This is a genomic window from Neptuniibacter sp. SY11_33 (assembly GCF_047778025.1).
Taxonomy (GTDB): domain Bacteria; phylum Pseudomonadota; class Gammaproteobacteria; order Pseudomonadales; family Balneatricaceae; genus Neptuniibacter.
In genome coordinates this window covers 132,817-145,271 of sequence record NZ_CP180543.1, presented here as the reverse complement: position 1 = coordinate 145,271, position 12,455 = coordinate 132,817, and the positions used below count along the sequence as shown (strand labels likewise).

Below are 12,455 nucleotides of genomic sequence, written 5' to 3'. Positions count from 1 at the left end.
AGGAGATTCAGTATGTGGATTCGTCTATTAAAGATACTGTTTTTTGCCCTAATCGTACGCCCTGTCGTTTTGATTGTTCTTGGGCTCAACATCCGTAACAAACAATGGTTGCCCGAAACAGGGCCGGCGGTGATCGTCGCTAATCACAATAGTCACTTAGATACCTTAGTGTTGATGTCACTCTACCCTTTGCGTCAGATCCATAAGGTTCGTCCAGTGGCAGCAGCGGACTACTTTCTAAAACACAAAGCCTTAGCTTGGTTTGCACTCAATATCATCGGCATTATTCCTCTGGATCGCAGCAACTTTAAACGCGACTTGTTTAAACAGTGCCATGAAGCATTGAATCGAGGTGACATTTTGCTGATTTTTCCGGAAGGAAGTCGTGGCAACGCGGAACAACTCAGTAAACTAAAAGGTGGTGTACATCACCTTCTTAAAGATGGTCGTAACAACACTCCGGTATGTCCAGTGATGCTACATGGCTTAGGTATGGCCCTGCCAAAAGGGACAGCGCTTTTGGTCCCTTATAATTGTGATGTCATTATTGGCGAACCAACCACTATCCCAGAGAGTAGCCGAGAGTTTATCGAACAGTTGGCTGAAACTTTCCAACAACTATCCTCGCAATGCCTAACCCGCCATCAAGCATTAGATGAATCCACCAGCAAAGAAGCTGACTAAGCGCTTTTTAACTCAACCAAAGCAGCCCTTGCCCGATTAAAGATCGTCAGTAACAGTAGAAGATTTATTAACGCGAGCGCCCATGTCGTCCAACCTTCTAACGGCACGCCACAAGCATAAAGCGTGGCAAGCAGACCAAAGAATACTGCCCGATCACTCTTGCCTGAAGGACCATCATAGCGACGGCTTGCCCCTATCTGCACTGCAACCACACCGATCATTTCACTCATAATAGCTAAGAGCGTTAACAGCACCAGCAAAGGACTATTTACTCCGGGCAAGCACGCGAACATTAAAAACAGAGCGCTATCGGAGATAACATCGCCGATCTCATTAAGAATCGCCCCCAACGGCGTAGCCATATTATGCTCGCGAGCCAACATTCCATCGATATTGTTCATCGCCATGCGAATGAACATCCATACAGGCACCAGCAGCCAAATTAGAGGCGAACTTTGCAGGAATATTTGAGCCAGATATAAACCAACTGCCAACACAATTGAGCCAACCATCGCAGCCACTGTTACTTGATTGGCACTGACCCCTTTTGCTGCCAAGAAATTAGTAACAGGGCGTAAGAGATCGGAAAAAGCTGACTTCAATTGATAAACACTAGGCATCGTTATAATTCCATTTAAAAAAGAACAGGTTGCATAAATAGACAAAACGCACATATAGATATGAACAACTGACTCATAAAACAGAAGACCTGCCTTCTAACTAAGCCCTTCACACCATTCAGGCGACTGCTTAGATCACGTTGATTTAGCTGCTTCGCTTTAGCAGTAAAGAGCTGTGCTAAAGCTCGATCAAATGATTCTATTCCCATTTTCATGAGGAGAGGCAGTAGCTTTCTATCTAAAGCGACTCGCCAACTAAAATAACCCTGCGCTAAGCCGATTACGAATCCCAATAGGGCTAAGCCCTGTACAGTGGGGTTAGCTCCGAATAACAGTAATAATACACAGCTACCACTTAACAAAAGAGAGTAGCTGTTCACCTGCTTCAACGAATCCAGAGTGGCTATCAGCAAATCTGCTTCAGCTACTATCTTAGCGTGAGCCATAACCAACCTCTGAATGTTTGCTAGCAAAGTCAGATAACAGTTTTTTCTGGCTCTCAGTTATCACACAGCCTGAACGAACTTGTTTTACCCATTCAAGCGCGTCATCAACGCTTTGTACTTTTGCAGTCAAAAGCAACCAACCCGCGACAACCAAAGCACTACGAGAAAGACCAAGCGCACAATGAATAAGTACAGGCTTATTGGCTTTGGTTAACTGATCTAATTCCATCACTGCCTTTTCAAACTGCTCTGGTTCAGCCGTCACTAGATCCAACATAGGTACCCGACGATATTTATCTGTCTGAGGGATTCTCGGGCTCATTTCTGCAGTGACATTGACAATAGCCTGCATACAATCCCTTCGCTTCAAGGAAGGCACGCACCCCAACCAAATATTCGGTATAACTTCTACTTGGTCAGCACGCTTTAGGCTAAACAAATAAGCACTTACTCTTGCACCTGCTAAGTAAGGCGCAAGCATAAAACCAGCAGCAATACTCATTCGGCCATTATCATGTTGAAAAGCAGCCGTACCTGCTCCCGCGTACGCAATAGATACAGTGACCAAAGAAACTGCGGGCCAAAGTAATAACCAAGCCCATACTTCCAAAGTAAAGGCGGTAATCACCAGCAAGACTGCAGCCAGTGCATATCTACCTGCTAAGCGCCAACGGTCTGAATCTTGATGTTTTTCCCATCGCCATTTAAACGAGTTATTAGGCACTAGGTAGATCAGTAACAAAGCAACCGCCAAACCACCGATGACGTCGATAAAGTGATGCTGCCAAGTAGTCAGCACTGATACCCCTATCAGCAACATCCAACCATGCATCATCCACCTACAAAAACCATTCTTTATCTGTTGATTAAAGATCATCCAGATCAGCACAAGTAAACTGATGTGTAGTGATGGTGCCTGATTATAGGGTTTATCAAAGCTGGTTAGCAGATCAAAAAGACTACCGTAAAAACCGCTGGTTTCTGGACGCGTCAACGTGAATTGCAAAGGCCAAATTAAAAAGCAGACAACGGACACTAATGTCGCCAATAGTAAGCGTAAACCATGCCGATCTAAGTGCGCCTTACTGCTGCAAATAAATAACGAGATCGCGTAAAGCAGGTCGATCGACATATAAGGCACAATACTCCAATCCCAGAAAGGGATATGTTGCTCCCATGTAAAGACAATCTGACCTACATCCTCACGCGTCGCAGTAAACGCATTAACCGCCCCGTAAGAGATAAAAAAGAGCGGCCCCAAAAATAGGAGCCACTTTAACGCTCGAGGCCAAAGAGCAGTTTGGTTATCCTCGATAAAGGGCTTTTGGATAGCATTCATAGCTAACCTCAGCCCTACGCATCAATTCGCTGAGCAATGGAGACGGTGAAAATGCCCCATTTATCAATCAACTGATCAACTTTAAGGAATCCGGCCTGTTCAACCAGTTGATCCATTTCTCCCTGCGAGCGACAGCGCATCACCCAAGGCTGACCATCGCGATGGCTCGTCAGACAACGGGCTATCAACTCCTGTTGTGGGTGCCACGGCTGATTGGTATATATAAGATAGCCACCCTCTTTGATCGCTTCAGCCAAACCCGCTAGGGAGTCACTGATCAGATGATTCTCTGGGAATAGTTCATACAACCCAGACACAATAGCCACCGTTGCAGTCGGTTCTATGGTCGCTAGCGATTCCTTATCAAACGCATCACCTTGAACAAAATTACCAATACGATCAAAACCACGTTCCATTAAGGCTTTTGCTCCAGCCTCGACATTGATCTCGCTAAAATCTCGCAATAGCAGACTATCGATATCTTCACGGCGTTGATCTATCGCATCCAGAACATAACGCCCCTGGCCTGCAGCAACATCCACAATGCGTACTGGCTGATCCTGCTGATGCACCTGATCAATGGCTCTGTTGATCAAAACTTCTAGGTTCGTCTTACGCTGGCGAATACCCCGCCAGCCAATACTATTGAGATAGTTTTTATCGATCTGACGACCCAACCAGCCTTTACCTTGCGGCTTATTCTGATAGACGTAATCCAGTGTACCGCCGGAATCAAAACCCGTTTCTTGGCCAATACGATAGCCTTCCGATAACTTCGCTGCCGTAGCGATCATCTTTTGTAACGAGTTCCAGTAATGGCGTTTCAGGCCTGTCACGGGTGTGGCGTAGCCCATCTGCTTTTGAAAGCTCGCGCCCTGCTGATCTTCATGATTTAGATCAGCCGTACTGAGAGGTGTTCGAAAAGATTCAGCAAGAAAGCTACGAACCTCCACTAATGCACGCTCACGCTCTTGCTCACCCAAGGTGTCATGGAAAAATCCTGGGAGTTCAACAATACGCTTTTTCTCACTGCCTAAACGCGCCATAAACTCATACTGTGGGCCTTTCTCCACCACCCAATCATCACCCGACACTAATGTTAACGTTGGGGTAGTGATCGCATGCGCATCTTCAACACAACGCTTCGCAGCTTTATCCAAATCAAGCAGCAAATTTGAAGCGATAGGCCGGGTAATCAGTGGATCTTGGTTATAACTTTGAATGCGTTCTGGGTCATGACTAAGATGATGCGCTTTCACATAAGAGTTGACTGTAAATACGCCAGAAACCTTCTGTCGGGTCGCAATCATTGCTAGGGCACCCGGTAGATACAGCTTAATTTTGAATGCTGGAGCAGCCAGTACTATTGCTCTGATTTTGGGTGCGTAATCGTGCACCCAAGTGCTAACAAGAACCGCCCCAACGCTTTGACCAAGCACGATGATCTCATCTGTATTGAAACCATGATAAGTACAAATATGCTTGACGAAGCAGTCCACATCTTTGACAAGTTCGGCAAAACTTTCTGCATGCCCCCGCTCACCCGGCGATTTGCCCAAGCCTCGAGTATCCCAAGCAAAGAAGCTGGTATCTTCCATCGCCAATTCATCAACTAAATGCGCCATGCGGCCTCCATGCTCATGACCACGATGAAACATCACCACCGCTTTTTTAGCTTTCTTGGCAGCGGACACAGATGTATTTGAGAAAGAGACATTTGAAGGTGCGACACTAGGCCAATGGCGATAAAACAGCTCAATATTATCGTGGCTAGAAAAAGTCAGCTCTTCACATAGGCGAGTTGCACAACTTGCGTTCTGGATTGTCACTGGCTGATTCATGTTGAGTTTCCATTTGTTGGTTAAGGAAACCCGACTATGAAATAGCACAGGGGCAATTTTAAGCGTGTTAAATAAGGTTGCAGAAAATGAGATGGGAAGTATCAATACGTACTACCAACATCCTTAGGTCATCAAAAATAATATATCTAGAAACATTAATTAGATGTGGTACAGCTAATATTCTCACTGCGAATGAACTGTTTTAACGATCAAGTTTACTTTGACTTAACTGATTAAATTCTATACAGTGCAGTCCAGCTTGATGCTTTACTTGTTATTTATGTTCCTCACTTCGAAGTCTTTTCTGAATTCCTCGTCCTGTTTTCCGTAAGTAAAAATTAAAAACTCCTGCGTTAACTGCCCCCAACTTTTTGGGCGGCCCACTTATTTCCGAAAAATAGGAAAATTGATTATGTCTAATACAACTACTGGTACTGTAAAATGGTTCAACGATGAGAAAGGTTTTGGTTTCATCGAACAACAATCTGGTCCAGATGTTTTTGCACACTTCAGCGCTATCGCTGGTGATGGTTTCAAAAGCCTTCAAGAAGGTCAGCAAGTTGAGTTCTCTGTAACTCAAGGTCAAAAAGGTCCTCAGGCTGAGAACATCCGCCCTCTATAAGACCTAATTAATGCAGCCGCATTGATTGAATAGAGCATGGCATATGTCATGCTCTTTTAAAGCACTCTCCCCTCCTTACTCTGAACTGTATCTCCTGCTCCAGTTAGCGAACAATCAAGGCTTCTCTATTAACAGCTTCTTGGTTCCTCTAATCTCTACTATGTGCACCTATACTCTTTAGCTAAAGGTAATTTTTATAAAAATACGGTACCTACGAGTATGTTAGAAAATTTAAACGGACAAATTTGCGTATCCCGCCATATAGGAAAAGACCAAGATCTATGGGCATGTTACGAACCACTCACAGCCGTTTCTCCATCCAGACGCCAAATGTGGAAACGTTTAACAGGCCTTTTATCAAAAACGGAGATGGCCCACTACCTTCAAAAGCAATACGACTCCCCTGAGATTTCAAATAACTTTTCTACAGTTTCAGATTAAAACGATATAAAGCATTTCCTAATTACAATTGCATATATCGCCTATCCTCGCCCTGTATTTACTCAATAGATACGAGCAGTTATCCACATTTTTTGATAGACTTTTGCGCAAGGTTTTTGCCCTGTAGTTGTTAGAAACGGGTAATATTGTCAGATCAAGAATTGAACTACTTCGCGAGTACGACTCCTCTATTACTAGCTTTGGTGGTATGATGTCGCCCCTTGGGCGCAGTACTCGGTACAGCCACCACTGTTTTATTGGGTTTATCCTCTGGTGGTACCATTCTACTGGCAGCATTAGGGGTCGGTGTTTCTTCTTTATCGCGGTACCTGCAGCGATATCCGTAACACCTCCAAGCGCTAATCAAAGCCTATCAATGATTGCTAAATCACATAGCATCACGTTTTATAACGTGTTGATACGGCTTCTATTTTTCAGCGCACTGAATATTGAATTTTTGGCATTAAGCCAAGAGGAAACAGGTAAACAAAAATGAGTAAAGTCTCCGTCAGTATCATCATGGGCTCTCGCTCAGACTGGCCAACCATGCAAGAGGCTACTAAGCCACTGGAAGAACTAGGTGTAGAGTTTGAAACTAAAGTGGTTTCTGCGCACCGTACGCCTGAGCGTCTTTTCCAGTTTGCCTCCGAAGCGCACACGCGTGGCGTTGAGGTAATTATTGCAGGTGCTGGCGGCGCAGCTCACTTGGCTGGTATGGCAGCATCTATGACTCATCTGCCAGTTATCGCAGTACCTGTTGCCAGCAAAAACATTAAAGGCCTAGATAGCCTACTATCTATGGTTCAGATGCCACGCGGCGTTGCAGTTGCTTGTCAGGCAATTGGCGGTGCGGGCGCATACAATGCAGGCCTAATGGCAGCACAGATGCTAGCCCTTAAAGATGCAGACTTGAGTCAGCGCTTACAAGAGTGGCGCAAAGCTCAGACTGACAGCGTTCCTGTTGAGGTAGAATAATGCACGTTGCTATTGTTGGATGCGGTCAGTTGGCACGCATGATGGCTTTGGCTGGTTGGCCTCAAGGTCACCGTTTTACTTTTCTGGCTGAGCCAGGTGAAGGTACTGATTGCGTTAAAGGCTTAGGTGAAATTGTTGAACGTACTCCAGAGATGGAAGGCGAGTCTCTTTTTACTGCACTAGGCAATCCTGATGTTGTAACCGTTGAGCGTGAACATGTTGATGTGTCTCTACTGAGCACACTGAAACCGCACTGCTCCGTTTATCCTTCTCCAGAAGCGATTAGCTATTGCCAACACCGCGGACGTGAGAAAACCTTCCTTAACTCTCTAGGCATCAAGACTGCACCGTTCCACCTTGCGAACAATGCAGAGGAATTGAGCGCGAGTGTTAAAACGTTAGGTTACCCAGTATTCGTTAAAACCTGTGAAGAGGGTTACGACGGTTACGGCCAGTGGGTTCTAAAAACCGATGAAGATTTGGCTAATCTGGTAGCCCAAGCAGATTCTCTACCAGAAGTAGTGATTGAAGGCCGCGTCAATTTTGACCGTGAAGTATCTTTGATTGCCGCACGTGATGCGTCTGGCGCTTGTGTATTCTATCCACTAACAGAGAACCTTCACCGCAACGGTATTCTGTGGAGCTCTATTGCTCCGGCTGATGCACCTGAAGCCTTGCACGCTAAAGCTAAAGATATCGCAGATAAAGTACTCAATGCTTTGGACTACGTTGGCGTAATCGCTATCGAAATGTTCCAAGCGGGTGATGATTTGCTTGTGAACGAACTGGCACCACGTGTTCATAACAGTGGTCACTGGACTCAAGGTGCAGGCATCTCTTCTCAGTTTGAAAACCATATCCGCGCTATCTGTGGATTAGGCTTAGGTCACACCATCAACAGCCAACATGCTGGCATGGTCAACCTACTAGGTATAGAAGCACCTAAAGAGATTATCAGCGAAAGTAATGTACAGCATCATGTGTACAACAAGTCGCTACGTCCAGGCCGTAAGGTTGGGCACCTTAACCTAGTCAGTGATGATCGTCACACACTAGAAGTTAAGCTAAAACGCATTCGCGATAGCCTTTACGAAGACTAGTCGTCTTTATAAAGACTTAGCATTAAAAAACCCGGCTACTTTGCAGTACCGGGTTTTTTATTCGCTGCTCTTAGACAATCACGGCCGAGTCAGCAAGTAATGCGCGATTGCCTCTCGATCTGACTTCTTTAGGTACTTAGCGCCATCACGTACCACTTCACCCATACTACCGCCAAAGACATCACCATCCTGCTTCACTCCAGACTTGAGCGAGTAAGCTAGATCCGCTTCGCTCCAGCCCTGTTTAGCTAATGCGCCTGCAGTAATCGCAGGAATAACGCCATCATCGTCAACAAAGCCCTGATGACCACTTAAAGCTGCCGCAGTATCTAATCCACCCAATAGGTTTCTAGGCGTATGACACGCACCGCAGTGCGCCGGCCCTTGAACGAGGTAAGCGCCTCGATTGTACTGCTCACTTCTCTTAGCATCAGGAATAAACCGTTGCTCATCAAAGAACAGCAACTGCCACAAATCTAAGCCCCAATTGATATTGAACGGGAAGCTCACTTGATGCACTGTCGAAGGTTTGGCAACAGCGGGGACGGTTTTAAACGCCGCCCATAAATCAACGACATCCTGATCGGATAGGCGCGCATAGAAACTATAAGGGAAGGCTGGGTAGTAACTCTGACCGCTAGGCGACTTGCCCGCGCGCAATGCACGTTCAAAGTCATCTACACTCCACGTCCCTATTCCGTGCTCTCTATCCGCCGTAAGATTCGGCGCATAGAAGGTTCCGAAGGGTGTTTCCGTACCCTTTCCACCCGCTAACGGCTTTCCTTTAGCTTCACTATCGGTATGACAAGCGATACAGCCTGAAACACGCGCTAGATAAGCTCCTCTGGCAACATTCCCCTTCAGTTCAGATATCGAGGCTCTAGGCTCGTCTACCGAACTCAGGTAGCTGACTCCTAAAACAACACCAAAAACCAAGCAGATTAGGATAGATGAAAACCAGAGGAGCTTTCTCATTTATCTTTCTCTACACGATAGTCAGTATGACAAGCAGAGCAGTTATCGCTTAAGCGCTCAAAAACTACTTCTACCGGCATAGTTGCAAAAGATTCAGCGCCCTCTTGCACTTCAGGTTCTGCTGCCATACCCATCATGCTTGCCGAAGTATCTTCCTCATTTTCAGAGCCAACATTGTCAGCAGCGTCGTATAAACCTTGGCTGATACGCTCTAACTCTTTAGAAAGGTGCTGAAAGCGATCCCACTCCTGCCAAATTTCAGCTTTAGCTTCGGTTGGGTGATGCAGACTACCTTTAGGGAACAACTTAGTTAGCTTCTCGCCTGCATGCATATTGATCGTTTCAGCGGCTACACGAGCCTGAATAGGCTCATAAGGAATTTTTCCTTTAAACATGTCAGAGACGGTTTTCATCGCCCCTTTCATATCTTCCATGGCATCCATTCGTTCTTTAACAATACCTGTTGCCCCACCATGGGCTGTCACAATCGAAGCTTGCCCACTCATAAAGATACCTAGGAACAACATGCTCAATAACTTTCTATTCATTCTCTAACTCACACCGTCATATAACTGGCGGTTCAATTTATACCCCTGAACCCACGGGTCAGACCTCTACTACGCCATATGATACACAGAGAACGCCTCCAAGTTATCTAACGGTTGAATTTTTGTCACTTCATCGCTCATGCCGACTAAATTTTCAGTTTCAAATCATTTTCCCCTCGTATATTGCTCAGCATTCTCGATAAACCCCTGATGGAGCCCTGTGCGCAGGAAAATATATGAAGCTAAAACAGATTGCTCAATCTATTGGCATAGGTCTGATGCTTGCCAGTTCTTCCCCAGTTTTTGCAGAGACAACTGCAAACTGGAGCCAACAGTTACAACAGCGCTTAGCTGAATCGCCACAATGGCAACATCTCAACAGCCAAGTGACGGCCGCTAATGCCGAACTGACTGCAGCGCAGCAGCCTGTATATAACCCAGAACTTGAACTTAGTTACGAAGATAAGAACGAACGTGCCTACCAAGCAACACTCAGCCAGACAATTGATCTATTTGATAAACGAGATACCCGTAGTCAAATAGCAGCTCTACAGCAGCAAATTACCACGCTGGAGCAGCAACAAAGTCAAAATCAGATTTCAGCCAGCGCCCTCACTCTATTGCTGGAAACCCGTCGCGCTAAAGCTCTTCTTTCCCTCGCAGATGACCAGCTGCAGATCAGCCAACGCCTCATCAAACTAACCCAACAACGACTGTATGCGGGTGATGCCACCCAGATCGATCTGGATATAGTAAAACTCTCCTTATCCGAGGTATTACAAACGAAAGCGGCTGTACAACAGTCCTTACACAACTATCAGGCTGAACAAACGGTTTTGTTGGGTGATCTCATCCCAATCTTGCCACAACCGCTACCTTATACCCTGCCTAAACAACCGGACTTTGCACAGTTAAGCCAACAGCATCCGGCTGTAAGAACTTATGGGGTGAAAACTCAGCAAGCACAGTTAAAAGTGCAGCAATCAGTCAAAGAGAGCAAAGCAGAACCAACCTTGGGGCTGGGATTTGGACAAGATGGTGATGACGATGTCGTGGCTCTTTCCATCAGTTTTCCTCTAAACATTCGCAATAGCTATAGCGCTGAAGTTGATGCCGCCAATGCCCGCGCCAAAACCTCAGATTTAGCCTTGGCCCAAGTACGTATCGATACAGAAACCGCGCTACAACGCAGTTGGTCCAGCTTGAAACAACAGCAAGCATTACAACAAATCTGGCAAAAGCCTGGCCAACGCAGCCTTGTTCAATTGAATCGCCAATTGGAAAAATTATGGAAACTTGGCGAACTGACAACCACAAATTATCTGCAGAACTTACAGCAACTAAACCAAACTCTGGCCGCAGACATCAATTTGAATACCGAATCCGATATCCGCCTGATTGACTGGCTCAGTACCAGCAACCAACTCCAAGACTGGTTAGATCAGCAATAAATATTGGCCTTCACCACTGAGATACTCGTTATGCAAAAGAAAACTCTACCTTTACTCGTCAGCAATTTGTTACTAGCAGCTGCAGTTAGCAACGCTTCTGCCGGAGACAACCACGCAGCAGCCCAACAGCAATCAATTAAAACACCTACACATCAGCATAAAGACAACGAAAAGCACGCTGGAGATTCAGATCATAAGCACGAAGAAAGCCATGATCATGCCGAAGAAACTGAACACCAGCATGAAGAAAACCATGACCATACTGAAGAAGCTGAACACCAGCATGAAGAAGGTCATGACCATACTGAAGAAACTCAACATACCTCTGATAAAGAGAACCACAGCGATACTGACGGACATGCTCATGGCAACGAAGATGAGGATGGACATGAAGAAGAGGAAGGTACTGTTCACCTAAATGCCAAACAGCAAGCGATGATCGAACTAAAAACCACCAAGCTTAAGCCTGTATTACTAGCAGATAGCCGAACAGTCCCAGGCGAAGTCGTAATTAACCGTTATAACAGCAGCATTGTCTCCCCCCAAGCGGATGTACGCGTGATCCAGCGCCATGTCATGCTAGGTGATCATGTAGTTCAAGGCCAACCGCTGGTTACTCTGTTTTCCGATGAGCTAGCTGACCGTTTTTCCGACCTAAAAAATGATGCTAAAGAGTGGGAGATCGTACGTAAACTGGGCAAGAGCCTTGCAGGAAAAAACCGCTACAGTCAGGCGCAAACGAATTTCCAACAAAGTCTAACTAAAGTCAGTGCTTTTGGCCTTTCCCACAACGAGATCCAAACCCAACTGAACCAGCCAAGCAAACACCCTCTAGGTCAGTTTGTACTAAAAGCACCACATGCAGGTGTTGTGCAACAAGATGATTTCCTAATTGGCCAACAGATCAGCAACAGCGAGCCCTTATTTACGCTAGTCGATGAAACAACTGTCTGGGTAGAAGCGCAACTACCACCCGATCTGCCTTTAACCCTGAGCAAGGGTACACAGATATCTCTCACTGTCGGGGCTGATGCATATCAGGGTGAATTGCTGCAATTCGCACACAGCCTGAATGAAGTCACCCGTACCCGGATGGCTCGTATTAGTGTCAATAATCAAGAACACCACCTCCACCCTGGACAATTTGCTCAGGTCACTATGCCACTGGATAAACAAACCTGGCAGTTACTGCTGCCAGAAACTGCCTTCACCCGCACTCCTGATGGCGACTGGGGTGTCTTTATCGAGAAATCTCCTGGTGAATATAAATTAGAGGAGATCGAAGTCCGTCGCGAAACCAGCAATGGCCGCGTGATTCAAGGTCTACCTCTAGGAACAAAAGTCGTCACATCCGGCACATTTTTTCTTGCTTCAGAGCAAGCTAAAGCCGGTTTTGATATCCACAACCACTAG

The 12,455-nt window shown here is 45.9% G+C and carries 12 protein-coding genes; 6 read left to right on the top strand and 6 right to left on the bottom strand.

Translation table 11 applies throughout. From position 1 onward, the window contains the following. The first annotated feature begins 12 nt into the window (after nucleotides 1–12). A complete protein-coding gene (locus ACMXYV_RS00650) occupies nucleotides 13–684 on the top strand; it encodes a lysophospholipid acyltransferase family protein (RefSeq protein ID WP_415889859.1) in 672 nt (223 codons plus the stop codon). Here ACMXYV_RS00650 and ACMXYV_RS00645 read toward each other — a convergent pair. Genes ACMXYV_RS00645 through ACMXYV_RS00630 form a run of 4 tightly spaced genes read right to left on the bottom strand, consistent with a single transcriptional unit; the run spans nucleotide 681 to nucleotide 4,930 of the window. Beyond that, entirely contained in the window at nucleotides 681–1,304 is a 624-nt protein-coding gene (locus ACMXYV_RS00645; protein ID WP_415889858.1) for a CDP-alcohol phosphatidyltransferase family protein, read from the bottom strand. The genes ACMXYV_RS00650 and ACMXYV_RS00645 overlap by 4 nt on opposite strands. Before the next feature lie 14 nt (nucleotides 1,305–1,318). Continuing rightward, entirely contained in the window at nucleotides 1,319–1,750 is a 432-nt protein-coding gene (locus ACMXYV_RS00640; RefSeq protein WP_415889857.1) for a hypothetical protein, read from the bottom strand. Then, nucleotides 1,737–3,089, bottom strand: a complete 1,353-nt coding sequence (locus tag ACMXYV_RS00635) for a phosphatase PAP2/dual specificity phosphatase family protein (protein ID WP_415889856.1) — start codon at nucleotides 3,087–3,089, stop codon at nucleotides 1,737–1,739. The genes ACMXYV_RS00640 and ACMXYV_RS00635 overlap by 14 nt, the downstream gene beginning before the upstream one ends. Nucleotides 3,090–3,103: 14 nt before the next feature. Next, nucleotides 3,104–4,930: a bifunctional alpha/beta hydrolase/class I SAM-dependent methyltransferase gene (locus ACMXYV_RS00630; RefSeq protein WP_415889855.1), complete on the bottom strand. Its 1,827-nt coding sequence runs from the start codon at nucleotides 4,928–4,930 to the stop codon at nucleotides 3,104–3,106. A 412-nt stretch (nucleotides 4,931–5,342) separates the two neighbouring features. Between ACMXYV_RS00630 and ACMXYV_RS00625 the strand changes: the two genes are divergently transcribed. The 3 genes from ACMXYV_RS00625 to ACMXYV_RS00615 all read left to right on the top strand — a co-directional run bounded on the left by ACMXYV_RS00625 (nucleotide 5,343) and on the right by ACMXYV_RS00615 (nucleotide 8,068). Then, nucleotides 5,343–5,552 carry a cold-shock protein gene (locus ACMXYV_RS00625; RefSeq protein WP_286240059.1) on the top strand — a complete coding sequence of 70 codons (210 nt, stop codon included), beginning with the start codon at nucleotides 5,343–5,345 and terminating at the stop codon, nucleotides 5,550–5,552. 933 nt (nucleotides 5,553–6,485) lie between these two features. Then, a complete protein-coding gene (gene purE, locus ACMXYV_RS00620; protein WP_415889854.1) occupies nucleotides 6,486–6,968 on the top strand; it encodes a 5-(carboxyamino)imidazole ribonucleotide mutase in 483 nt (160 codons plus the stop codon). After that, a complete protein-coding gene (locus tag ACMXYV_RS00615; RefSeq protein ID WP_415889853.1) occupies nucleotides 6,968–8,068 on the top strand; it encodes a 5-(carboxyamino)imidazole ribonucleotide synthase in 1,101 nt (366 codons plus the stop codon). The genes purE and ACMXYV_RS00615 overlap by 1 nt, the downstream gene beginning before the upstream one ends. Before the next feature lie 78 nt (nucleotides 8,069–8,146). Here ACMXYV_RS00615 and ACMXYV_RS00610 read toward each other — a convergent pair whose 3' ends face one another. Together ACMXYV_RS00610 and ACMXYV_RS00605 are read right to left on the bottom strand one after the other, a co-directional pair. Then, nucleotides 8,147–9,043: a c-type cytochrome gene (locus ACMXYV_RS00610; RefSeq protein WP_415889852.1), complete on the bottom strand. Its 897-nt coding sequence runs from the start codon at nucleotides 9,041–9,043 to the stop codon at nucleotides 8,147–8,149. After that, the gene (locus ACMXYV_RS00605) at nucleotides 9,040–9,591 is read right to left on the bottom strand and encodes a c-type cytochrome (protein WP_415889851.1); all 552 of its coding nucleotides are present in this window, start codon (nucleotides 9,589–9,591) and stop codon (nucleotides 9,040–9,042) included. Before ACMXYV_RS00605 ends, ACMXYV_RS00610 begins: the two co-directional genes overlap by 4 nt. Nucleotides 9,592–9,827: 236 nt before the next feature. On the opposite strand from ACMXYV_RS00605, the gene ACMXYV_RS00600 reads away from it, so the two are divergent. After that, nucleotides 9,828–11,042 (top strand): TolC family protein, encoded by a 1,215-nt coding sequence (locus tag ACMXYV_RS00600; RefSeq protein ID WP_415889850.1) that lies wholly within the window; start codon nucleotides 9,828–9,830, stop codon nucleotides 11,040–11,042. A 30-nt stretch (nucleotides 11,043–11,072) separates the two neighbouring features. Further along, nucleotides 11,073–12,455: an efflux RND transporter periplasmic adaptor subunit gene (locus tag ACMXYV_RS00595; protein ID WP_415889849.1), complete on the top strand. Its 1,383-nt coding sequence runs from the start codon at nucleotides 11,073–11,075 to the stop codon at nucleotides 12,453–12,455.

Bases quoted from the DNA above. Each gene is read 5' to 3' on its own strand.
- ACMXYV_RS00650 (WP_415889859.1), top strand. From the start codon at position 13: ATGTGGATTCGTCTATTAAAGATACTGTTTTTTGCCCTAATCGTACGC.
- ACMXYV_RS00645 (WP_415889858.1), bottom strand. From the start codon at position 1,304: ATGCCTAGTGTTTATCAATTGAAGTCAGCTTTTTCCGATCTCTTACGC.
- ACMXYV_RS00640 (WP_415889857.1), bottom strand. From the start codon at position 1,750: ATGGCTCACGCTAAGATAGTAGCTGAAGCAGATTTGCTGATAGCCACT.
- ACMXYV_RS00635 (WP_415889856.1), bottom strand. From the start codon at position 3,089: ATGAATGCTATCCAAAAGCCCTTTATCGAGGATAACCAAACTGCTCTT.
- ACMXYV_RS00630 (WP_415889855.1), bottom strand. From the start codon at position 4,930: ATGAATCAGCCAGTGACAATCCAGAACGCAAGTTGTGCAACTCGCCTA.
- ACMXYV_RS00625 (WP_286240059.1), top strand. From the start codon at position 5,343: ATGTCTAATACAACTACTGGTACTGTAAAATGGTTCAACGATGAGAAA.
- purE (WP_415889854.1), top strand. From the start codon at position 6,486: ATGAGTAAAGTCTCCGTCAGTATCATCATGGGCTCTCGCTCAGACTGG.
- ACMXYV_RS00615 (WP_415889853.1), top strand. From the start codon at position 6,968: ATGCACGTTGCTATTGTTGGATGCGGTCAGTTGGCACGCATGATGGCT.
- ACMXYV_RS00610 (WP_415889852.1), bottom strand. From the start codon at position 9,043: ATGAGAAAGCTCCTCTGGTTTTCATCTATCCTAATCTGCTTGGTTTTT.
- ACMXYV_RS00605 (WP_415889851.1), bottom strand. From the start codon at position 9,591: ATGAATAGAAAGTTATTGAGCATGTTGTTCCTAGGTATCTTTATGAGT.
- ACMXYV_RS00600 (WP_415889850.1), top strand. From the start codon at position 9,828: ATGAAGCTAAAACAGATTGCTCAATCTATTGGCATAGGTCTGATGCTT.
- ACMXYV_RS00595 (WP_415889849.1), top strand. From the start codon at position 11,073: ATGCAAAAGAAAACTCTACCTTTACTCGTCAGCAATTTGTTACTAGCA.